Here is a 21434-nt window from a genome sequence, read left to right on the forward strand (position 1 = left end):
CAGCCTTGACGCGCTGGAGGAGCAGCTTGCACTGGGACTCAGAACTTTGGAGCAAAACCCTGAAACTGTGCGCACCATTGTCTCTTGGGATTGGATTGTGAGCTCCTTGATTACTTCATTTATGAAGTAGAAATGGAATAAATAGGTGAGACGGGCCAAGCGCTTGGGCTGATTGATCTTTTTCAAATACACGGCAGTGATTTGAACGGCTCTCACCCTTGCCCTTTGGGAGAGGGGTGGGGTGAGGGATTGAGCGCTCCGACTGTCATGAGTTTTGAAACGCTCAATAAGAGCGGGCGCGTCTGGCTTTGACCGCTTCGGACAGCACATCCAGCAGACTCAATGAGTCGTCCCAGCTCAGGCAGGCGTCTGTGATGCTTTTTCCGTATTCCAGGTTTTTGGCCTTGTCTTTGCCGGGGGTGAATTTCTGCGCGCCGGGTTGGAGGTGGCTTTCCGCCATCAGGCCAAACACCTGGTGCGAACCACCGGCCACCTGCGTGCCGATCTCGCGCGCCACTTCGAGCTGCTTTTCATGCTGCTTGGCGCTGTTGGCGTGGCTGCAATCGACCATCAGCCTGGCCGGCAGTTTCGAGGCTTCGAGCTCCTTGCAGGCCGCAGCGACGCTGGCCGCGTCGTAGTTGGGCGCCTTGCCGCCGCGCAAAATCACATGACAGTCTGTGTTGCCTGTGGTTTGCACAATCGCGACCTGGCCGTTTTTGTGAACCGATAAAAAGTGGTGGCCACGCGCTGCTGCCTGGATCGCGTCGGTAGCGATGCGGATGTTGCCGTCGGTGCCGTTCTTGAAGCCAATCGGCGCCGACAGGCCGGACGCCAGCTCGCGGTGCACCTGGCTTTCGGTGGTGCGCGCGCCAATCGCGCCCCAGGCGATCAGATCACCGATGTACTGCGGCGAAATCACGTCCAGAAACTCACTGCCCGCTGGCAGGCCCAGGCGGTTGATGTCGATCAGCAGTTGGCGCGCGATGCGCAGGCCCTCGTCGATGCGGAAGGTCTCGTCGAGGTAAGGGTCGTTGATCAGGCCCTTCCAGCCGACGGTGGTGCGCGGTTTTTCAAAATACACACGCATCACGATCTCCAGCGTGCCGGCGTATTTTTTGCGCTGCTCGGCCAGGCGGCGTGCGTACTCCAGCGCCGCCATCGGGTCGTGGATGGAGCACGGGCCAATCACCAGCAGCAGGCGGTCGTCTTTGCCGGCCATGATGTTGTGGATGGCCTGGCGGGTTTGCGTGATCAGCGATTCAACGGGTGTGCCACTGATCGGAAAGAAGCGGATCAAATGCTCGGGAGGTGGCAACACAGTGATGTCCTTGATGCGTTCGTCGTCGGTCTGGCTGGTTTTATCGACGGGGCTCGCATACCAGGCATCGCTGGCTTGAGTGGTTTTGGCATTCATGGCTGGTTTCCTTTTAAAACGTCCAACTAGCAATCGGCAAATAACAAGAGGCAATAACAACGGGCAAAAAAAAACCGCCGGGGTCCGGCGGTGTTCAAGAATCTGTTGCGTACTTTTTTGCTTACGCGAGGATCTCTCTACCGCCGGAGGCGCTTGAGAACCAAAAGTAAGAAAAATAAAATTTCGCTGAGGTCATGGCTGGAATGTAGCACAAGGCGCAACCAGGCCGAAAGCAAGCGCACGAACAAGCCAGCAAGCGACCATGAAGGCATCTCCTTTCAAGCAGGGGCCGCAGGTCCGGCTTCGCCGGCCCGCAGGCGCAGCGCCCCCTCGGGGGGCAGCGCAGTACGCGAAGCGACAAGCGTGGGGGCTCTATTTTCTCAACCGTCCCCACCAGCTCCTGGCTCGCTCCAGCTGCGTCGCATCCAGCGTGCCCGACTCGGATTCGACGGGCATCTGTCCGCGCAGTTGCTCATGCATGTCGATCAACAGCATGCCCTCGCCCAAAGTGCGCCAGGCGATCAGCTCAAAGTCCTCCAGGCCGATGTCCTGTACCGGCACGGCGTCGCCGTGGCCGGGCGGCAGCAGCCACTGGCCGATCAACACCCGGAAATTGTTCAGCGCGGCCAGGTAAGACGCGTATTCGTAGAGGCCGCGCCAGGCCGGACTCAGGCCAATCACCAGTGCGCGGTGTTCACGCAAAGTGGTCATCAGATCGATCAACTGCGTGGCTGCTTCGGCCGGCCCGCCAGGGGGTTTGAGCCGGGACAGCACCGCTTCGATGCTGACCGACAGGCCACCCATGCCGTCAGCCAGTTGCAAGGACTCCTCGTCGGCCATCGCCGAGCGCAGGAAGTGGTTGAGCTCGCCGAAACTCTGGATGCTGGGGAGCTGGGTTGACGGATCAATCGCCAGCCGAGAGTTCGGCGCAGGGCTCATGCGCCTGGCCTCAGGCGGTGCCGCCCACCGTCAGCCCGTCGATGCGCAGTGTCGGCTGGCCCACGCCCACCGGTACGCTCTGACCTTCCTTGCCGCAGGTGCCAACACCACTGTCGAGCTGCATATCGTTGGCGATCATCGTTACGCGGGTCAGCGCGTCGGGGCCGTTGCCAACAATGGTGGCGCCCTTGACCGGGTACAGGATTTTACCGTTTTCGACCCAGAAGGCCTCGCTCGCGGAGAACACAAACTTGCCCGAGGTGATGTCGACCTGGCCACCGCCGAAATTGGTGGCGTACAGGCCCTTCTTGATGCTGGCGACAATTTCTTCGGGCGCCTTGTCGCCGCCCAGCATGTAGGTGTTGGTCATGCGCGGCATCGGCACATGCGCATAACTTTCACGGCGGCCATTGCCGGTGGGCTTGACGCCGGACAGGCGCGCATTGAGCGAGTCCTGAATGTAGCCCTTCAAGATGCCGTCCTCGATCAGCACATTGCGCTGGCTGGCGTGGCCCTCGTCATCGACGTTGAGCGAGCCGCGGCGGTCGGCAATCGTGCCGTCATCGAGCACGGTCACGCCCTTGGCCGCCACGCGTTCACCGATGCGCCCTGCAAAGGCGCTGGAGCCCTTGCGGTTGAAGTCGCCTTCCAGGCCGTGGCCGATGGCCTCGTGCAAGAGGATGCCGGGCCAGCCAGGGCCTAGCACCACAGTCATCTCGCCCGCGGGCGCTGGCCGCGCTTCGAGGTTGGACAGCGCCGCAGTCACCGCGTCGTTGACGTATTCGTTGATCTGCACTTCGTCGAAATAGGCCAGGCCGAAACGCCCGCCGCCGCCGCCTGAGCCCATCTCGCGGCGGCTCACGCCGCCGACGGTTTTTTCGGCAATCACGGTGACCGACAGGCGCACCAGCGGCCGCACGTCGGCTGCCAACGTGCCGTCGGCGCGCGCCACCATCACCACGTCGTATTCACTCGCCAGGCCAGCCATCACTTGCACAATGCGCGGGTCCTTGACTTTGGCGAGTTTCTCGACTTTTTCGAGCAGCTTGACTTTGGCTGTGCTGTTCAGCGTTGTGATCGGGTCCATGTCCTGGTACAGCGCGCGGCCAGGCGCGACCTTGCGCGCCGGCACCTTGACGCGGCCGGCGCGGGTGGCGGCCGAAATTGTGCGCACGGTGCGCGCGGCGTCGAGCAGGGAGGCTTCGGAGATGTCGTCGGAGTACGCAAACGCGGTCTTCTCGCCGCTGACTGCACGCACGCCCACACCCTGGTCGATGCTGAAGGAACCGGTCTTGACGATGCCTTCTTCCAGGCTCCAGCCTTCGCTGCGCGTGTACTGGAAATACAAATCGGCGTCGTCCACACCCCAGGACGTGATTTCACCCAATGCCCGCGACAGGTGCGCCTCGGTCAGTCCGAACGGCGCCAGCAACAGCTTGTGCGCGATCTCCAGCCGCTGCGAGGTCGCGTCGGCGCTGGGCCGGGCGCTGGATGCGGAGGCCGGCCGATGGGCGGAAGACGGCGATGATTTGAGTGAGGTCATGCGGTCATTGTAGGCAGTCTGACCCACCTCTGCGCCGCAGGGCTTTCTCCGAGCGAAGCGCTGCGCGCCTGGCAATCCAGGCGTATCCTGGACTAACGGTTTGCCAGGTACTTGAAAATTGCCGCGTCGTCGAGCTCGGCCAGCCCGGCCTGGTGCGCCTCGGCAAACACCTGGCTGGCACGCGCGCCCAGCGGCCCCTCAAAGCCGACGGCTTTCGCAGCCTCCAGCGCCAGCCGCGTGTCTTTTTCAAGCAGGGTCACATGCGCACGCGGTGCGTAGTCGCCGGCAATCGCGCGGCGCAGGCGGTCCGAGCCAATCCAACTTTGGCCGCTCGATTGTTCAATCACATCCAGCGTGCGGCTGGCGTCCAGCCCCAGTCGTTCAGCCAGCGCCAGCACCTCGGCGGCACCGACCAGGTTGATGCCTGCCAGCAAATTGTTGACCAGCTTGGTGCGGGCGCCATCACCGGGCCGGTGGCTGATCCGGAACACCTTGGCTGACAGGGACTGCAGCAGTGCCGCCTGCGCCTCATACACCGATGGCGCGCAGGCCACCATCAGGCTCATGGAGCCGTCGCGCGCCCGCACCGGACCGCCGGACATCGGCGCATCTACAGTGAACACCCCGATGGCGGCCAGCCGGTTGGCAAAAGTCTCGACCTCCTGCGGCGCGATCGTCGGGCACAGCAGCACGGTATGCCCAGGCTGCAGCATGCGGGCCAGTCCGTGGTCGCCGAACAGCACCTCGGCCGTCTGCGCGGCGTCCACCACACAGACGATGAATGCTACGGAATCGATAGCTGCTTGTGCAGGACTGGCAAGGGCTACAGCCCCTTTTTTCTTAAGAACGGTGACTTTGGAGGGGTCAATGTCGCAGACCTGAACGCTCCAATCTTGCGTCAGCAAGTTGGCTGCCATGGCGCCGCCCATGTTGCCAACACCGATGATGGCGACCTTTTTTTCTGCAGGCATCACGACGACGCCTCAGTTGCATCTCCAGCACTCAAGCCTGGAGGTTTCGGCGTCTTCGCAGTCCTTCGCCTTGTCGATCCCCGCTTTGCGGGGCCCCTCGCCAGGAGGCTCATGACTGCACCAGCCTCTTGGCTTTTGAAATCGACATCAATATGCCGACTGCCAGCCCGAGGGTGACCATGGCTGTGCCGCCGTAGCTGATGAAGGGCAGGGGCACGCCGACCACTGGCAGGATGCCGCTGACCATGCCCATGTTGACGAAGGCATAGGTGAAAAAGATCATGGTCACGGCCCCGGCAAGCAGGCGCGAAAACAGCGTAGACGCCTCCAGTGCAATGACCAGCCCGCGGAAGATCAGGAAGATAAAGGCGGCGATCAAGGCCAGGTTGCCGAGCAGCCCGAACTCTTCGGAATAGGCTGCAAAGATGAAGTCGGTGGTGCGCTCGGGGATGAACTCGAGGTGGGTTTGGGTGCCCTGCATGAAGCCTTTGCCCAGCAGCCCGCCGGAGCCGATGGCAATCATGCCCTGAATGATGTGAAAGCCCTTGCCCAGCGGATCGCGTGTCGGGTCCAGCAGGGTACAAATGCGTTGCTGCTGGTAGTCATGCAATATCGGCCAGCGCATGCCTTTTGCGCACAATTCCGGCTCGAACCAGACCAGCAGCAAGATGCCGACCAGGCCCAGCAGCACGGGGGGCAAAATCAATTTCCAGCTCAGGCCTGCAAAAAAGATCACCGCCAGGCCGGCGGCCAGCACCAGCAGCGAGGTGCCCAGATCGGGCTGTTTCATGATCAGGCCGACAGGCACCAGCAGCAGCAAGCCCGCCACGATGAAGTCGAGTGGGCGCAACTGGCCTTCGCGTTTCTGAAACCACCAGGCCAGCATCAGTGGCATGGCGATTTTCAGAATTTCGCTGGGCTGGATCACGGTGATGCCCACATTGAGCCACCGTGTGGCGCCTTTCTTGGTGATGCCGAAAATCGCCACCGCCACCAGCAAGGCCACGCCAGCGATATACAGGGGCACCGCAAACGCCATCAGGCGCTGCGGCGGAACCTGCGCCACAACAAACATGATGACGCCGGCAATCAGCATGTTGCGGCCATGGTCGACAAAGCGGCTGCCGTGGTCGAATCCGGATGAATACATGATCAACAGCCCGGCGCCAGCGAGCAGAAAAACAGCAAACGCCAGCAGGCCGTCAAAGCCCTGGAACATCGGGGCTGCGCGCTGGAAAACAGAAGGTTTGTCGAAAACGGCGGGCATGGAAGAGATTATCGGCCAGGCTGGTGCTGCGGGAGCTGCCAGGCTCCTAGTTAAGCGGCCGCGCCGCAGGTTTAATCGTTTTCAGAGTTCTCTGGCTCAGGCTTGCGCGGCGGTTTCGGCCGCGGCGGGGCGTTGGTGTGAATCAGCATGGTGGCCTTTTCCATCTCGCCGGCCAACAGCGCCGGTACCGCCTTGAGCGAACGGGCGATGCTGTCCTCAATCGCCACGCGGTGTTCCTGCGAGGGCTTCTTCAGTACCCAGTCGATGACCTCGGACTTCACGCCCGGATGACCGACACCGATGCGCAGGCGCCAGTAGTCGCCGGTGCCCAGTTGCGCGTGGATGTCGCGCAGGCCGTTGTGGCCGGCGTGGCTGCCGCCGAACTTGAGTTTGGCTTGGCCGGGGACGATGTCTAGTTCGTCATGGGCTACCAGGATTTCTTCGGGGGCGATCTTGAAAAAACGCGCCAGCGAGGCCACCGATTTTCCGGACACATTCATGAACGTCAGCGGCTCCAGCAGCCAGACGGCTTGCCCGGCAAGGGAGGTACGGGCCACGCGGCCATGGTAGTTTTTGTCCAACGCAGGCGACACCTTCAACTCGCGCGCGAGCGCGTCGGTCCACCAGAATCCGGCGTTGTGGCGGGTGGCTTCGTATTCAGCGCCCGGATTGCCCAGGCCAACAAAAAGTTTGATCATGCGTGAGGTCGGAAGGGGGAGCGGTTGAGCCCGCCACGGGATTATCAGTGCAGCAGAGCGCCGTCCCCAAAGAAAACGGCCCCCGGCCTCCGCAGAGGACAGGGGCCGCTGGCCTTTTCAGGCCGCCGGGTGCCTTGAGTTACTTCTTGGCAACAGGCTTGGCAGCATCAGCCTTGGCGCCGGTTTTGGCGTCCTTGGCGGCAGCGGCTTTGGCTGCTTTCGGATCGACCGGCGCGGCAGCAGCAGCGGCTGCAGCAGCATCGGCTTCGGCTTCTTCCGAGACCGAAGACACAGACACCAGCACCGGGTTTTCCTGGCCCTTGGCCACGAATTTCACGCCTTTTGGCAGCGTGATGTCCTTCAGGTGCAGCGGGCTGCCTTTTTTCAGGCCGCTCAGATCGACGGCGATGAATTCAGGCAAGTCTTTGGGCAGGCAGGAAATGCTCAGCTCGGTCATCACATGGTTGACCAGGCAGTTTTCCGTCTTGACCGCAGGAGACTCTTCTTCACCGCTGTAGTGCAGCGGCACTTTCATGGCCAGCCGGGTCCGGGCGTCCACACGCTGGAAGTCAATGTGCAGGATCAGTTGCTTGAACGGATGCATCTGCAGATCGCGCAGCAAAACCTTTTCGGTTTTTCCGCCCATTTCCATCTCCAGGACGGAAGCGTGGAAAGCTTCTTTCTTGATGGCGTGGAACAGGGCGTTGTGATCGAGTTCGATCAGCGACGGCTCACCGGTACCACCATAAACGATACCGGGCGTGCGGCCGGTGATGCGGAGACGGCGGCTCGCACCCGTACCCTGCTTGGCGCGCTCAAAAGCGACGAATTTCATACTATTCTCCAAAAGAGGTGTGCCGCGACCAGCGCACCCCGACATTGGAAAATTTCATAAATCCAGTTCCTGGGCGCATGGCGGCGTTGCCCTGCATCCCAATCATCGGATCTCTGAAACCTTCCGTAAAAAAGCTGCTGCAGCATTGTGCTGCGGCAGCCGGCTTTTTGTCCCGGATCAGAACAGGTTGTCCTGGTCCGAAAACAAACTCATGACCGACTCTCCCCTGGCGATACGCTGGATGGTTTCGGCAATCAGCGGGGCCACGGAGAGTTGGCGAATTTTCTTGCAGTCCTGCGCGCTCTGGCTCAGCGGAATGGTGTTGGTGATCACCACCTCGTCGAGCGCGTCGCCCTGTGCAATGCGTTCAATCGCCGGACCCGAAAAAATCGGGTGCGTGCAATAGGCGTAAACCTTTTTGGCGCCGCGCTCTTTGAGCACCTCGGCGGCTTTGACCAGCGTGCCGGCGGTGTCGATCATGTCGTCCATGATCACGCAGTTGCGCCCGTCGATGTCGCCGATCACATGCATCACTTCCGACACATTGGCCTTGGGCCGACGCTTGTCGATGATGGCCATGTCGCAGCCGAGCTGCTTGGCCAGCGCGCGTGCGCGCACCACGCCGCCGACGTCGGGCGAGACTACCATCAGGTCGTTGTAGTTTTTCTGACGCAGGTCGCCCAGCAGTACCGGTGAGGCGTAGATGTTGTCCACCGGGATGTCGAAAAAACCCTGGATCTGGTCGGCATGCAGGTCCATGGTCAGCACGCGCGAGACACCGACGGCCTGCAGCATGTTGGCCACCACCTTGGCCGTGATGGGCACGCGGGCCGAACGCGGACGGCGGTCCTGGCGGGCGTAGCCGAAGTAGGGGATGACCGCGGAAATGCGTTCTGCGGAAGCGCGCTTGAGCGCGTCCACCATGATCAGCAACTCCATCAGGTTTTCGTTGGTTGGCGCGCAGGTGGACTGCACCACAAACACATCGCGTGCACGCACGTTCTGCTGAATCTCGACGGTGACTTCGCCGTCCGAAAAGCGGCCAACATGAGCCGCACCCAGCGAAATGCCCAGATGCTGGGCAATTTCAGAGGCCATGCCCGGATTGGCATTGCCGGTGAAAAGCATGAAGTCGGGGTGGTGCGTTTGCATGTGGGGCCCAGCGGATGTCTAGGTGGGAAATCGTGGCTGAAATCAGGTCGGCAATAAAAGCATCAAAACACGAACGCTCTGTGCCCATTCCATGTCACGGCGGCTTATCCGCAGGATCTGGGTTGCGAGCCACCCTATGAAGAGCGTGACCGAAGCCGTCAGACCGAAGACACTCTACAGTCAGCGAGCACGGACCCTTTTTCGTCGGGTCTAAAAACACGGGCCCCCTAGGGGACCCGAAAATTTTGGCAGGGGTGGAAGGAGTCGAACCTGCGAATGCCGGAATCAAAATCCGGTGCCTTAACCAACTTGGCGACACCCCTACACAGGTCAACTGCAGAATCTGCAGCCGACCCTTTAACCGTTGTTCATAGACACACATTCCATGGCCGTTATTTTACCAACCGGCCAGAGGATGCGCCTCCAGGTTGCTGCACTTTCGGACCTGCCAGCCGCCAGGGGCGACCGCCAATTTCACTTCGTGCGGCAAATGCGCAAAAACTGCACTTCCCGAGCCAGTCATGCGCCCTGGAAGGCCTTGCATGGACAGCCAGTCAAGGGACTGTCCAACCTGCGGACACAGGGTCTGCGCGACTGGCTGCAAGTCGTTGTGGCCGAATCCGTAAATACGGCCTTCACAGTTTGCAGCAAAGCCTTGGATTGTAGCAGTTTCTGTATCGCGTTTGAGCTGAGGCGCCTTGAAAATCGCGTCGGTCGGCAGCCCGGCCGGTGGTTTCACGACCACAAAACGCGCGGCGGGCAAGGTCAGCGGCGTGATTTGTTCGCCGATGCCTTCGACCCAGGCATGGCCGCCGGCCAGGAAAAAAGGCACATCCGCACCGAGGCTCAGGGCGATCTCCTGGAGCTTGCCAGGCGGCAGTGTCACCCCCCACAGGCGCTGCAGGGCCAAGAGGCAACTGGCCGCGTCCGACGAACCCCCGCCCATGCCGGCCTGCGAAGGAATCCGTTTGTCCAGCCAGATGTCAGCACCCAGTGCGATGCCGCTGGCGTTTTGCAGCGCACGCGCCGCGCGCATCACCAGGTCCTCGGCCGGCAGGGCCTGGTCCGGCGTGCCCAGATCGCTGCGCGTGATCCGGTCGTCGCTGCGCAACTCGAAATGCAGGGTATCGCACCAGTCGATCAGCATGAACACCGATTGCAGCAGGTGGTAGCCGTCGGCGCGCTGGCCGTTGATGTGCAGAAACAGGTTGAGCTTGGCCGGCGCCGCGACGTCGTAGATCGCCTTCAAAGCGGAGCTCATCGCGCCAGCACGATGCGCAGATCGGTGCGCGGTTGGGGCATGGTCCGGCTGGCCGAAATGCGGCCCTCGGCCTGCTGCGACAGGTCGGCGCTCCAGCCGGCCAGTGCGGTGTTTTTGCCGGCCAGCCAGTCAAAGAGGGCCGGCAGGGGAAGCGCCGCGCCGGTGGCTTTTTCGATCAGTGCATCGACCGAGTCAAAACGCTGGACCTGGCCGCCAGAGTCGAGCACGGCTTCTCCGGGCGACCAGCGCAGAACGGCCAGGCTGGTGCCCAGCGGGCTGTTCAGCACCAGCTCACCTTGTGCAGGGTTGCCGCGCAGCTCAAAACCGGCAAAAAAGGCCTGTACAGGGTCGCTCTGCACCTGCAGGCTGATACGCCCTGACCAGACCGTACTTTGGGCATCATTTTGGCCTTCAGGCCCCGACTGGTGGGCGCAACCTGCTATAAAAAAAGTAGCAAATAGCAGGCAGGAAGCAAAGGCCTGGCGCAGGCGCGGCAAAGTGGGCAAATCGGAAGCTCCGGTTGACGAGGGCTACAGCTTCACCCGAAGCCGTTTCAGCGTTTCGAGCAGGGTTTCGTTCTCGGGGTTGAGCAGCATGCCCTCTTTCCAGACGGCGATGGCCTTGTCGCGCTGGCCCAGACTCCACATGACCTCACCATAATGCGCGGCGATCTCAGCATCGGGCTTGGCCTTGTAAGCAGCTTCAAAAATCTTGACGGCTTCAGCCTTGTTGCCCAGGCGGAATTCGACCCAGCCCAGGCTGTCCTGGATGAAGGGGTCGGCGGGCGCAAATTCCAGTGCCTTTTGGATCAGCTGCTTGGCCTCGAGTAGGCGCACATTGCGATCAGCCAGCGAGTAGCCCAACGCGTTGTAGGCGTGGTGGTGGTCGGGTTTGAGCTGGACCAATTGGCGCAGCAGTCGTTCCATTTCCGCCAGGGAGCCGAGCTTTTCGGCCATCATGGCCTGATCGTAAAGCAGCTCGGGCTCGTTCGGAAATTGCGTGACTGCCTGCGCCAGCAAGTCGTACGCGCTTTTGTATTCCTTCTGGTCGCGAAGCAGGGTGATTTCTGCCATCAGTTTGATGCGGGCATCCTCGGGCTTGCGTTCGGGCAAAGCCCGGATCAACTGGCGGGCTTCAGCCAGCTTGCCCTGCTTGGCCAGCATTGAGGCGCGGCGGCTCTGCGCCTGCACCAACGCCTGCGAGTTGGAAATTTTGCCGAGCCAACTTTCGGCACCGGCAAAATCCTTGCGTTTTTCGGCCAACTGGGCCAGCGACAGGTAGGCCTGGGACAGGCCGCGCGTGGCCTGCTCGTTTTGCTCGCCCTGCTGGGCCAGCTCAACGTAGCGCAGCAGCGAAGTTTGCGACGCTGCAAGCTGGTTGTCCTGCAACTGCAGAGACCCCAGCACCAGCCAGCCTTCCGGGTAGTCGGGTTTTTCACGGGTGACCACCTGCAACTGCGCGCTGGCCTCGGCATACCGTTGTGCATCAAGCAGGTTGCGCGCGTAGGCCATGCGGATTTCTGGCAAGGCTTTGGCATTGCCCTCGAGGTATTTTTTGACCAGGGTTTCAGCGCGCGGGAGCTTGGGGTCCATCAATTCCAGCGCCAGCAAGGCGGGCCCTTCGGCGGTCGCTTCGGCGATCTGTGCGCGTTCGCCGGCGGTCAGAGCGCCCATCAGCTCACCGGCAGCCAGCCGCATGCGGCCGACGGCGGTCCAGGCGGCAGCGCTGGTGGCTGGTGCAGCCAAGGGGTCGGCCAGCGCTTGCTCAAGGACGCCTGCGGCCAGTTTTTTATCAGCCGCCCTGGCATACAGCCGCGGTAGCGTGGCAATGACCTGCGACTGCTCAATCAGGGGAGTCAGCTTCAGTTCGGTACGCAGGGGTTCCACAGTTTCGGTGATGCGGTTCAGCGCGATCAAAATTTGCAGCACGTAACGGTTGGCCTCGCGCGAAGCCGGCAGCGCCTGGCGCCAGGCCTGCGCCGCCTGCAACGCGGCATCGCCGGAGCGCGATTGCAGGGCAATGTCGGCGGCGCGCTGGTAGAGCTGGGCGTCTTTGGTTTTGCGTGCGGCGTCCAGGATCAGCGCAAAACCCGCAGCCGGTTCGCCAGCGCGGGTGTTGATTTCACCGATCAACAACTGATAGAACAACTCGCCGTCCAGACTGGATGGTGCTGGCGGCGCCTGTACCGTGGCGGGTGCCTGCGGTCGGGCGGCTTCCGGCAGTGCCGGCGGCGCCGTCTGGGCGGGTTGGGCCAACGCTGCCGGCAGGGCCAGGCAGAGCGCAGAAAGCGCGGTCAAGGCGCAGATCAGTTGTTTCATCGAACCATGATAATTCAAGCTCCGCCCCCCTGCCGGGCATGTCAATGATTGTTGTAAGCCCATGCCTGAACTGCCCGAAGTTGAAGTGACCCGCCTGAGCTTTGTCAACCGTATCGCCGGCGCAAAAATCATCAGCCTGCAGATGGGCAAGCCGCTGCGCTGGCCACTGGGCTGTGATCCCTCGCAACTGGTTGGGCACACCGTGCTGCAGGTACGCCGACGCGGCAAATACTTGCTGCTCGACACCAGTGGTGGCCTGTTGCTGATTCACCTGGGCATGTCCGGCAGCCTGGGTTTTGCCGTGGACCTGCCCCCGCCGGGCAAACATGATCACTTCGAGATGGGAACCACCGCTGGCAGCCTGCGCCTGCATGACCCGCGCCGTTTCGGCGCCGTCGTCTATGCCTCTTCCGAGGACGATGCGGGGGCGCGCAAGCTGCTCGGGCGGCTGGGGGTGGAGCCGCTGGGCGAGGACTTCGACGCGCTGGCTTTCCACGCGGCCCTGCAATTGCGGCAGACGGCGATCAAGCAGGTGTTGCTGGGCGGCGAAATCGTCGTGGGGGTGGGCAATATCTATGCCTCTGAAGCCTTGTTCATGGCGGGGATACGGCCCACGGTGCGGGCCGCGCGGCTCAGCAAGCCACGCGCCGCCCGGCTGCATGCGGCGATTCGGGAGGTGCTGGCGCAAGCCGTGGCCAAAGGCGGCAGCACTTTGAGGGATTTTTCAAACGCGCAAGGCGACAGCGGTTATTTTCAGCTTGAAGCCAGGGTTTACGACCGCGCAGGCCTGCCGTGCAAAGTCTGCGCGGCGCCCATACGCAGCATGCGGCAGGGTCAGCGCTCTACTTTTTTCTGTGTCAACTGTCAGAAACCCTGAAAACCGCACAGAGTCGCTGATGGCCGATTCGGGTGAGCGATGCTATATTGATTGACCTATGTCTACTGCCCATCATGTCTTTTAACGAACAATTTGACCAGCATGGCGCATGGCGGCGCGAATTTGCGTTGCGGCTCAAGCTGTTGTCCGAATGGCTGAAAGAGCATGACCTGATCAATGCCGCTGTGGAGGAGCGCCTGCTCCGGCTGGAAACGCAGGTCCGATCCGACAAGGTCATGGTGGCTTTTGTCGCCGAGTTTTCGCGCGGCAAGTCCGAGCTGATCAATGCGATCTTTTTTGCCGGTTATGGTCGGCGCATCATGCCGGCCAGTGCCGGCCGCACCACCATGTGCCCGACTGAACTGGGCTACGACCTGGACGTTCCGCCCTGCCTGCGGCTGCTGCCTATCGAAACCCGGCTCAAGCCCCAGGCGCTGATGGAGTGGCGCGCGGTTCCCGAAAAATGGACGCGCGTGGACCTCGATGTGAACGACCCCGTGCAGCTTGCACAGGCTCTCGAGAAAGTTGCCGAGATTCGCCACGTGACCCGTGATGAAGCGCGCGCGCTGGGTTTCTGGCATGACGACGCTCCCGAGGACAATCCGCGCGTCAATGCGCAAGGTATGGTCGAGGTGCCCAGGTGGCGCCACGCGTTGATCAACATCGCCCACCCGCTGCTCAAGCAGGGGCTGGTCATTCTCGACACCCCTGGTCTCAATGCGATAGGCGCGGAGCCGGAACTGACGGTCAGCCTGATTCCGCAGGCGCATGCGGTGGTGTTTATCCTCGCAGCCGACGCCGGTGTCACCAAGTCCGATCTGGCGATCTGGCGCGAACACCTGGTCACCGATGGCGACGACAACGACACCCGCCTGGTGGTGCTCAACAAAATCGACACCTTGTGGGATGCACTGAGCACACCCGCGCAGATTCAGGCACAGATAGACCGGCAGCGGGCTACCTCGGCCGAAATCCTCGGTTTGCCGGTGTCTCAGGTGATTCCCGTCTCCGCCCAAAAAGGATTGGTCGCCAAAGTCACTGCCGACGACAAGCTGCTGCAGGCGAGCTGCCTGCCGGGGCTGGAGCTGGCGTTGGCGCAAGGGGTGATGGGGCAGCGGCAGAAAATTCTGCGTTCCGCCGTCATCGGTGGCATCACCGAGCTTCGCGCCGAGGCCGGCCGCGTCATTCATATTCGCCGGCGCGACCTGGCCGAGCAGATGATGGAGTTGCGTGGCTTGCGCGGTAAAAATACATCGGTCATCAAACACATGCGTTCGCGCATCGAGCAAGAGCAGGTCGAGTTCAATACCAGCGGCGCCAAGATTCAGGCGGTGCGCTCGATTCACCTGAAGCTGCTGCGGGAAGTGTTTACTCTGCTGGGCACGCCCACGCTGAAATCCGAGCTGGCGCAACTCACCGTAGTGCTCAAGCAGCCTGGCATCAAGCTGGGCGTCAAAAAGGCCTATGGGCAGACCTTTGGGCGGCTGCACGAGAGTTTAAAAAACGCTCAGCGCACCAGTGCCGAGATCCAGAGCATGCTGGCGGGCTCGTTCAAGCAGCTCAATGCCGAGTTCGGGTTTTCGCTGCAAGCTCCAAAAGAGCCCGAGATGTCCCGCTTCCTGGCCGATCTGGAGCAGATCGAACGCAGCCATTTGCAGTACCTGGGCGTTGCCAACATCCTCAAGCTGGCGCAGCCGGAATTTTCCGAACGCCTGGTGCGTGCGCTGGCGACGCGGTTGCGGGTGGTCTACGAAACCGCGTTGGGCGAGGTCGAACTCTGGAACAAGTCGGCGGCCTCGCAGCTTGATGCCCAGTTGAAAGAGCGACGTAAAAATTTCGGCCGCCGCATCGAGGCGATAGAGCGCATTCAGCAAGCGGCCACCGGTCTTGATGAGCGCATCGACGAAATTGATCGCCACGAGTGCGAGATTAACGAGCTGGACGGCAAGCTCGATGAATTGACGACACAACTGACCAGCGCGCCGGTCAGCAGGCAGGACCCTGTGCCGGACACCGAAGCTGCGCCCTTGACTCAAGCCGCCTGAATGAACGCGCGATGGCGCTGACCCGCACGCGCCGCCTTGGCGTGTCCTCGCTTCCTCCCGAGAAAACATCATTTGCCGACATGCCTGATCCGGCCGGCGTGACCGCTGCGTTGGTGCCTGCTTTTTCAGCCCAGCTCGTGCGCTGGCAAAAAAGCCATGGCCGTCACAGCCTGCCCTGGCAGAACACGCGTGATCCCTACCGCGTCTGGTTGTCCGAGATCATGCTGCAGCAAACCCAGGTGGCCACGGTGCTGGACTACTACACGCGCTTTCTGCAGCGCTTTCCCACAGTGGTTGACCTGGCCCTGGCAAAGCCGGACGAGGTGCTGGGCCTGTGGAGCGGTCTCGGTTATTACAGTCGGGCCCGCAACCTGCACCGCTGTGCGCAGGACGTGGTGCGGCTGCACGGCGGGCAGTTTCCGCAGACGGCGGAGCGGCTGCAAACCCTGTCGGGCATCGGCCCTTCAACGGCCGCAGCGATTGCCTCCTTCTGTTTTTCCGAACGTGTGGCCATCCTCGACGGCAACGTCAAACGGGTGCTGACACGGCTGACCGCGTTTTCCGGCGACCTGGCTTCAAACGCCCAGGAGCGCACCCTGCTGGGCATGGCCACCGAACTGCTGCCGCGCCGCAATCTGCGGGAGGACATGCCGCGTTACACCCAGGGCATCATGGATCTGGGGGCCACCATCTGCACCAGCCGCCAGCCGTCCTGCCTGCTGTGCCCCGTGCAGACCCTGTGCCTGGGACTGGCCAGCGGCGCGCCCGAGCGCTTTCCGATCAAGACCCGCAAGCTCAAGCGCAGTGCCCTGTCGCTGAGCCTGCTGTGGGCCGAACGTAGCGACGGCGCGGTCTGGCTCGAGCGCCGGCCCGTCACCGGCATCTGGGGTGGGCTGTATTGTTTTCCGGTGTTCGCTGGCGAGGACGAGTTACTCGCCGCCTTGCCAGCGTCGCTACAGGACCGCCTACAGGCGGTGCCACCCTTTGTGCATGTGCTGACACACAAGGATTTGCGTTTGTCGCCGATGCGGCTGGTTCTGTCGGCGCGTCCGGCCAGGGCGCTGCAACTTCCGGAGGACGGCGCCTGGTTCGGACGCGACGACTGGATCGTGCTCGGCCTGCCGGCACCGATTCGCAAGCTGCTGGGCGGATAGTTGCCAGTTTTGTAAGAAAAATTGGCCTCTAGCCCATATACAGCGGGCTCGAGCAGCTATCAAATCAGGAGCAATTCAGGGTTTGTGCGATGCCACCCCAGCGCTTGAGGGCGGCACCGCATCGAGCTCACGGTGGCGCTTGAGGGTGACCCAGTTCGCACTGAAAGCCTTTGCCAGCCGCTCGACCAGATAGACCGAGCGATGCTGGCCGCCAGTGCAGCCGATGGCCACCGTCACATAGCTGCGGTGGTCGCGCACCAGCGCCTGCAGCCAGTGGCCAATGAACTGCTCGATGTGGCGGAACATGTCGTCGACCTCGGCATGCGTTTGCAGGTAGTTCACGACCTCACTGTCCTTGCCGGTCAGATGACGCAGGCCGGCTTCGTAGTGCGGATTGGGCAGCATGCGCACGTCGAACACATAGTCGGCATCGACCGGCACGCCGCGCTTGAAGGCAAAGGATTCGAACACCAGGGTTAGCTGGGCTGCCGGCGACGAGATCAGCGCTTTCACATAACCCTGTAACTGCGACGAGCGGATCATGCTGGTGTCGATAACATGCGCATGTTCACGTAACTCGCCAAGCAGTTCGCGTTCTTCGTTGATGGCATCGACCAGCGCACGCTGCTGGTCCGAGGCATCGCGGCGTGACAGCGGGTGCAGGCGCCGTGTTTCTGAAAAACGCCGTACCAGCGTGTCGGTGCTGGCGTCGAGAAACACCGACTGCACGGCCACACCCTGTTCGCGCATCTGCCGGAGCTGCTGCGGCACCAGCGGCAGCGAGACGGCGCTACGCACATCCATCGCGATGGCCACCTTGCTCGCGCCATGCTGCTTTTCAAGCGCCACAAACGACAGCAGCAATTCTGGCGGCAGGTTGTCCACGCAGTAGTACCCGGCGTCTTCGAGCGCGTGCAGCGCCACCGACTTGCCCGAGCCCGACATGCCGGTGATCAGCACCATGTCGAGCAGGGGGGAGGTATTGGCGGCGGTGTTCATTGGCCCAACATTTCCTTGGCGTGGGCCAGCGTGGTGCCCGAGAGTTTTTCACCGCCCAGCATGCGCGCGACTTCGGCGACGCGCTGCTCGCCGTGCACTGCTTCGACGGTACTGGCGGTTTGGCCCTTCTCAGTGCGTTTGGCCACCATCAAGTGCTGGTCGGCGCAGGCCGCGACCTGGGGCAGGTGGGTGACGGCCATGACCTGGCGGTCTTTGCCGAGTTGCTTCATCAGGCGGCCCACGGTTTCAGCAACTGCGCCGCCGACGCCGGAATCGACTTCATCAAAAATCAGGGTTTGCGCCTGGCCGAGCTGGCTGGTGGTCACGGCTATCGCCAGCGCGATGCGCGAGAGCTCGCCGCCCGAGGCGACCTTGCCGACAGCGCGTGGGGTGCTTCCGCTGTGGCCCGCCACCAGAAACTCCGCCTGCTCCAGCCCGTACTGGGCCGGCTGTTCGAGCTTGGCCAAGGCCACCTCGAACTTGCCGCCCTGCATGCCGAGGCCCTGCATGGCTTGGGTAATCGCCTTGGCCAGCAGCGGAGCGGCCTTGGTGCGGGCTTTGGAAACGGCACGTGCTTCTTCCATGTAAGCGGTTTTGGCCAACTGCTCGGCTTTTTCCAAGCCAGCCAGGTCGGCTGCGGCGTCGAGTTTTTGCAGCTCTGCGCGCCAGGCGGCCAGCAGCTCTGGCAGCTCGGCCGGCGTGCGTTTATAGCGCCGCGCCAGGCTGACCCAGAGCGCCAGGCGCTCGTCAAGTTCGGCCAGGCGCTGTGGCTCCAGATCGGCATGGCGGGCGTAACCGTGCAGCGAATGCACGGCGTCCTCGACCTGCACCAGCGCACTGCCCAAAACCTCGGTCAACCCTTTGAATTCGGGCTCAATGTGCTCCTGATTCTGTAGCGCGGTGAGCGCGCGGCCCAGCAGGGCGGCGGCATTGTCGTCGGCCTCCTGCAGCGCATCGACCGCAGTCTGCACCGCATCGCGCAGCGACTGCACGTTGGACAGGCGGCTGTGCTGGGTGTTGAGTTCGTCCCATTCTTCGGCCTCAGGCGCCAGCTTGTCGAGTTCGCCGATCTGCCAGGCCAGCCGTTCGCGCTCGCGCTGCAGGCTGTCCTGCGCGTCGCGCGCGTCGAGTAGCGCCTTGTGCGCGCTGCGCCACCCCTGCCAGGCCAACACCAGGGCCTGGTTGGACAGGCCGGCATAGGCGTCGAGCAGGCCGCGTACCGCATCGGGCCGCGTCAGGCTTTGCCAGGCATGCTGGCCGTGGATATCCACCAGCAAGTCGGCGATCTCGCGCAACTGCGTGGCTGTAGCCGGGCTGCCGTTGATCCAGGCGCGGCTTTTGCCCTGGGCGTCGACGGTGCGGCGCAGCAGCAACTCGTCGTCATTGGCAAAGCCGGCTTCTTCGAGCCAGCCGACCAGCGATGCGGGTGCCTCAAAGGTGGCGCTGATCTCGCAGCGCTGGGCGCCTTCGCGCACCACGCCGACGTCGGCGCGCGAACCCAGGGCCAGTTGCAGTGCGTCTATCAATATCGATTTGCCAGCGCCAGTTTCGCCGGTCAGAACGGTGAAGCCGCTGTCCAGGTCCAGCGTCAGTTCGCGGACGATCACAAAGTCGCGCAGGGAAATGTTCTTCAGGCTCATGCCACTCCCTCGTTCCAGTGAAGTTTTTTGCGAAGGGTGTCGAAATAGCTCCAGCCCTTGGGGTGCAGAAAACACATCTGAAACTCCGAACGCCGCACCGTGATGCGGTCGCCGTGCAGCAGGCTGGCCAGCGACTGCATATCGAAGTTGGCGCTGGCGTCCCGTCCCGCGACGATTTCAACGGTGATTTCACCTGCATCGGACAGCACGATGGGCCGGTTTGACAGCGTGTGCGGCGCAATCGGCACCAGTACCCAGCCGGGAATCGAAGGATGGATCAGCGGGCCACCTGCCGACAGCGCATAGGCGGTGGAGCCGGTCGGCGAGGCGATGATCAGGCCGTCGGCGCGCTGGTTGGCGACAAAACGACCATCGACCTCGACGCGCAGTTCCACCATGCCGGCGGTGGCCCCGCGGTTGACCACCACATCGTTCATGGCGGTGGCGTCGAACACGCAGCGGCCGTCGCGCACCACCTTGGCCTGCATCATCCAGCGCCGGTCTTCCTCGAACTCGCCGCGCAGCATGGGTTCGAGCGCGGTCTGGAAATCCTCGAAGGCGATGTCGGTGATGAAACCCAGCCGGCCCTGGTTGATACCGACCAGTGGCACGCCGAACTGCGCCAGTTGCCGGCCAATGCCCAGCATGGTGCCGTCGCCGCCTATCACCAGCGCCAGGTCACAGTGTTTGCCCACACCCGCCACATCAAGCACCGGGTATTGTGTCAGGCCGGTATTGCTGGCCGTCTCTTCTTCCAGCGTGACTTCGCAGCCCTGGGTGTGCAGGAAGTTGGCAATTTCCTCCAGCGCGAAGCGTGAACCCTGGGCGTGGTACTTCCCGATCAGGGCGACGTGACGGAATTGCGACTTCATCGTCAAATTACATCACAACATCTGCGACAAGCTTCGTAGAATGCCTTCATGCTTGACGAACGTGCCCGACACCTGCTCAAAGCGCTGGTAGAGCGCTATATTGCCGACGGCCAGCCGGTTGGCTCACGCACGCTGTCCAAAGCTTCCGGCATGGACTTGTCGCCGGCGACGATTCGCAATGTCATGAGTGATCTTGAGGAGTTGGGGCTGATCGTCAGTCCGCACACCTCGGCCGGCCGCATTCCCACGGCACGCGGCTACCGCCTGTTTGTCGACACCATGCTGACCATGCAGCGCGACCAGTTTTCAGCCGCCGGTGCGCTGGCGCCGCCCCGGCTGGCACCCGACCAGCCGCAAAAGGTGTTCAGCAACGCCGCCAACATCCTGTCCAGCCTGTCGCAGTTTGTTGGCGTGGTGATGGCGCCGCGCCGCACCTCGGTGTTTCGCCACATCGAATTTTTACGCCTGTCGGAAAAGCGTTTTCTGGTCATCATCGTTTCGCCCGACGGCGATGTGCAGAATCGCGTGATCTTCACCGAGACCGACTACACCCAGACCCAGCTCGTCGAGGCGTCCAACTTCCTCAATTCGCATTACGCCGGCATGGCTATCGAGGAAGTCCGTGAGCGGCTGCAGCGTGAGGTGGAAGTTCTGCGCGGCGAGATCGCCAGCCTGATGCAGGCGGCGGTACAGGTCAGCTCCGAAGCCATCGAGTCGCGCGACGAGGTGGTGATCTCGGGCGAGCGCAATCTGCTGGCCGTCAGCGACTTTTCGGGGGATATGGGCAACCTGCGCAAGCTGTTCGACCTGTTCGAGCAGAAAGCCCAGCTCATGCGCCTGCTTGACGTGTCCAGCCGCGCCGAGGGCGTGCGCATCTATATCGGTGGCGAAAGCCAGGTCGTGCCCTACCACGAGCTGTCGGTGGTGACAGCGCCCTACGAGGTCGACGGCAAAGTCGTTGGCACCCTGGGCGTCATCGGTCCCATGCGCATGCCTTACGAAAAAATGATCCAGATCGTCGACATCACCGCCAAAATGGTCAGCAGCGCGCTCAGCCACAGCAAGTAGCAACACCTTACAATCTGCGCTGGCGACGTGGGGCGTTAGCTCAGTTGGTTAGAGCAGAGGACTCATAATCCTTTGGTCCACAGTTCAAGTCTGTGACGCCCTACCACCCAAATACGCTATAATTCGAAGCTCAGCGGCTGTAGCTCAGTTGGATAGAGTACTTGGCTACGAACCAAGGGGTCGTGGGTTCAATTCCTGCCAGCCGCACCAGACGTCAAGCCCTGGAATCGCAAGGTTCCAGGGCTTTTTCATGTGCGCCCAGCATGGGCGCACTCTCGCGGGTGCAAGCCCCGCCGTAAGTTGATCACAACGAACGAAGTGAAGCGCAACTGCATGAGGGCGACCGAGTGTGGGAAGGAAGCGTGGAGCATAAATTGCGAG

At 62.2% G+C, this 21434-nt stretch carries 18 protein-coding genes and 3 tRNA genes; 6 read left to right on the top strand and 15 right to left on the bottom strand.

All coding sequences use genetic code 11. From position 1 onward, the window contains the following. Positions 1-283 precede the first annotated feature (283 nt). From Q8O29_RS09335 to Q8O29_RS09390, 12 genes are all read right to left on the bottom strand, one after another. Positions 284-1414 (bottom strand): 3-deoxy-7-phosphoheptulonate synthase, encoded by a 1131-nt coding sequence (locus Q8O29_RS09335; RefSeq protein WP_305562101.1) that lies wholly within the window; start codon positions 1412-1414, stop codon positions 284-286. 372 nt (positions 1415-1786) lie between these two features. Continuing rightward, positions 1787-2353, bottom strand: coding sequence for a hypothetical protein (locus tag Q8O29_RS09340; protein WP_305562103.1), 567 nt, complete (start codon positions 2351-2353; stop codon positions 1787-1789). A 10-nt stretch (positions 2354-2363) separates the two neighbouring features. Beyond that, the gene (tldD, locus tag Q8O29_RS09345) at positions 2364-3896 is read right to left on the bottom strand and encodes a metalloprotease TldD (protein WP_305562105.1); all 1533 of its coding nucleotides are present in this window, start codon (positions 3894-3896) and stop codon (positions 2364-2366) included. A 92-nt stretch (positions 3897-3988) separates the two neighbouring features. Continuing rightward, complete coding sequence (locus Q8O29_RS09350) at positions 3989-4867, bottom strand: NAD(P)-dependent oxidoreductase (RefSeq protein WP_305562107.1); 879 nt, start codon at positions 4865-4867, stop codon at positions 3989-3991. A 109-nt stretch (positions 4868-4976) separates the two neighbouring features. After that, a complete protein-coding gene (gene rodA / locus Q8O29_RS09355) occupies positions 4977-6134 on the bottom strand; it encodes a rod shape-determining protein RodA (protein WP_305562109.1) in 1158 nt (385 codons plus the stop codon). Positions 6135-6205: 71 nt separating this feature from the next. Further along, positions 6206-6832, bottom strand: coding sequence for an aminoacyl-tRNA hydrolase (gene pth, locus Q8O29_RS09360; protein ID WP_305562111.1), 627 nt, complete (start codon positions 6830-6832; stop codon positions 6206-6208). Positions 6833-6971: 139 nt separating this feature from the next. Then, positions 6972-7667 carry a 50S ribosomal protein L25/general stress protein Ctc gene (locus tag Q8O29_RS09365; RefSeq protein ID WP_305562113.1) on the bottom strand — a complete coding sequence of 232 codons (696 nt, stop codon included), beginning with the start codon at positions 7665-7667 and terminating at the stop codon, positions 6972-6974. Between the two features lie 177 nt (positions 7668-7844). Next, positions 7845-8819, bottom strand: a complete 975-nt coding sequence (locus tag Q8O29_RS09370) for a ribose-phosphate pyrophosphokinase (RefSeq protein ID WP_305562115.1) — start codon at positions 8817-8819, stop codon at positions 7845-7847. A gap of 246 nt (positions 8820-9065) precedes the next feature. After that, positions 9066-9142, bottom strand: a tRNA-Gln gene (locus Q8O29_RS09375). Between the two features lie 74 nt (positions 9143-9216). Further along, a complete protein-coding gene (gene ispE / locus Q8O29_RS09380; RefSeq protein ID WP_305562132.1) occupies positions 9217-10068 on the bottom strand; it encodes a 4-(cytidine 5'-diphospho)-2-C-methyl-D-erythritol kinase in 852 nt (283 codons plus the stop codon). Positions 10069-10076: 8 nt separating this feature from the next. After that, entirely contained in the window at positions 10077-10586 is a 510-nt protein-coding gene (locus Q8O29_RS09385) for an outer membrane lipoprotein LolB (protein WP_305562116.1), read from the bottom strand. A 24-nt stretch (positions 10587-10610) separates the two neighbouring features. Continuing rightward, the gene (locus Q8O29_RS09390; RefSeq protein ID WP_305562118.1) at positions 10611-12398 is read right to left on the bottom strand and encodes a tetratricopeptide repeat protein; all 1788 of its coding nucleotides are present in this window, start codon (positions 12396-12398) and stop codon (positions 10611-10613) included. 61 nt (positions 12399-12459) lie between these two features. On the opposite strand from Q8O29_RS09390, the gene mutM reads away from it, so the two are divergent. The 3 genes from mutM to mutY all read left to right on the top strand — a co-directional run bounded on the left by mutM (position 12460) and on the right by mutY (position 16474). Continuing rightward, positions 12460-13275, top strand: a complete 816-nt coding sequence (gene mutM, locus Q8O29_RS09395) for a bifunctional DNA-formamidopyrimidine glycosylase/DNA-(apurinic or apyrimidinic site) lyase (RefSeq protein WP_305562120.1) — start codon at positions 12460-12462, stop codon at positions 13273-13275. Positions 13276-13349: 74 nt separating this feature from the next. Continuing rightward, positions 13350-15320: a dynamin family protein gene (locus Q8O29_RS09400; RefSeq protein ID WP_305562122.1), complete on the top strand. Its 1971-nt coding sequence runs from the start codon at positions 13350-13352 to the stop codon at positions 15318-15320. An 80-nt stretch (positions 15321-15400) separates the two neighbouring features. Beyond that, positions 15401-16474: an A/G-specific adenine glycosylase gene (gene mutY, locus Q8O29_RS09405; protein WP_305562134.1), complete on the top strand. Its 1074-nt coding sequence runs from the start codon at positions 15401-15403 to the stop codon at positions 16472-16474. A 75-nt stretch (positions 16475-16549) separates the two neighbouring features. On the opposite strand, the gene rapZ is transcribed toward mutY, so the two are convergent. The 3 genes from rapZ to Q8O29_RS09420 are packed head-to-tail and all read right to left on the bottom strand — an operon-like array spanning position 16550 to position 19985. Next, complete coding sequence (gene rapZ, locus Q8O29_RS09410) at positions 16550-17473, bottom strand: RNase adapter RapZ (protein ID WP_305562124.1); 924 nt, start codon at positions 17471-17473, stop codon at positions 16550-16552. Then, positions 17470-19113, bottom strand: coding sequence for a DNA repair protein RecN (recN, locus tag Q8O29_RS09415; RefSeq protein WP_305562126.1), 1644 nt, complete (start codon positions 19111-19113; stop codon positions 17470-17472). The genes rapZ and recN overlap by 4 nt, the downstream gene beginning before the upstream one ends. Next, entirely contained in the window at positions 19110-19985 is an 876-nt protein-coding gene (locus tag Q8O29_RS09420; protein ID WP_305562128.1) for an NAD kinase, read from the bottom strand. Before Q8O29_RS09420 ends, recN begins: the two co-directional genes overlap by 4 nt. A gap of 48 nt (positions 19986-20033) precedes the next feature. Between Q8O29_RS09420 and hrcA the strand changes: the two genes are divergently transcribed. The 3 genes from hrcA to Q8O29_RS09435 all read left to right on the top strand — a co-directional run bounded on the left by hrcA (position 20034) and on the right by Q8O29_RS09435 (position 21263). Continuing rightward, complete coding sequence (hrcA, locus tag Q8O29_RS09425) at positions 20034-21053, top strand: heat-inducible transcriptional repressor HrcA (protein ID WP_305562130.1); 1020 nt, start codon at positions 20034-20036, stop codon at positions 21051-21053. A 29-nt stretch (positions 21054-21082) separates the two neighbouring features. Further along, positions 21083-21159, top strand: a tRNA-Ile gene (locus Q8O29_RS09430). Positions 21160-21186: 27 nt separating this feature from the next. Further along, positions 21187-21263, top strand: a tRNA-Arg gene (locus Q8O29_RS09435). Positions 21264-21434 lie beyond the last annotated feature (171 nt).

This window comes from Polaromonas sp. (assembly GCF_030689685.1).
Taxonomy (GTDB): Bacteria; Pseudomonadota; Gammaproteobacteria; order Burkholderiales; family Burkholderiaceae_C; genus Polaromonas.

Excerpts from the sequence above, each read along its gene's own strand:
- Q8O29_RS09335 (WP_305562101.1), bottom strand. The coding sequence starts at position 1,414 with ATGAATGCCAAAACCACTCAAGCCAGCGATGCCTGGTATGCGAGCCCC.
- mutY (WP_305562134.1), top strand. The coding sequence starts at position 15,401 with ATGCCTGATCCGGCCGGCGTGACCGCTGCGTTGGTGCCTGCTTTTTCA.
- recN (WP_305562126.1), bottom strand. The coding sequence starts at position 19,113 with ATGAGCCTGAAGAACATTTCCCTGCGCGACTTTGTGATCGTCCGCGAA.
- rapZ (WP_305562124.1), bottom strand. The coding sequence starts at position 17,473 with ATGAACACCGCCGCCAATACCTCCCCCCTGCTCGACATGGTGCTGATC.
- mutM (WP_305562120.1), top strand. The coding sequence starts at position 12,460 with ATGCCTGAACTGCCCGAAGTTGAAGTGACCCGCCTGAGCTTTGTCAAC.
- Q8O29_RS09390 (WP_305562118.1), bottom strand. The coding sequence starts at position 12,398 with ATGAAACAACTGATCTGCGCCTTGACCGCGCTTTCTGCGCTCTGCCTG.
- rodA (WP_305562109.1), bottom strand. The coding sequence starts at position 6,134 with ATGCCCGCCGTTTTCGACAAACCTTCTGTTTTCCAGCGCGCAGCCCCG.
- tldD (WP_305562105.1), bottom strand. The coding sequence starts at position 3,896 with ATGACCTCACTCAAATCATCGCCGTCTTCCGCCCATCGGCCGGCCTCC.
- Q8O29_RS09420 (WP_305562128.1), bottom strand. The coding sequence starts at position 19,985 with ATGAAGTCGCAATTCCGTCACGTCGCCCTGATCGGGAAGTACCACGCC.
- Q8O29_RS09350 (WP_305562107.1), bottom strand. The coding sequence starts at position 4,867 with ATGCCTGCAGAAAAAAAGGTCGCCATCATCGGTGTTGGCAACATGGGC.
- Q8O29_RS09365 (WP_305562113.1), bottom strand. The coding sequence starts at position 7,667 with ATGAAATTCGTCGCTTTTGAGCGCGCCAAGCAGGGTACGGGTGCGAGC.
- Q8O29_RS09370 (WP_305562115.1), bottom strand. The coding sequence starts at position 8,819 with ATGCAAACGCACCACCCCGACTTCATGCTTTTCACCGGCAATGCCAAT.
- Q8O29_RS09340 (WP_305562103.1), bottom strand. The coding sequence starts at position 2,353 with ATGAGCCCTGCGCCGAACTCTCGGCTGGCGATTGATCCGTCAACCCAG.
- pth (WP_305562111.1), bottom strand. The coding sequence starts at position 6,832 with ATGATCAAACTTTTTGTTGGCCTGGGCAATCCGGGCGCTGAATACGAA.
- Q8O29_RS09400 (WP_305562122.1), top strand. The coding sequence starts at position 13,350 with ATGTCTTTTAACGAACAATTTGACCAGCATGGCGCATGGCGGCGCGAA.
- hrcA (WP_305562130.1), top strand. The coding sequence starts at position 20,034 with ATGCTTGACGAACGTGCCCGACACCTGCTCAAAGCGCTGGTAGAGCGC.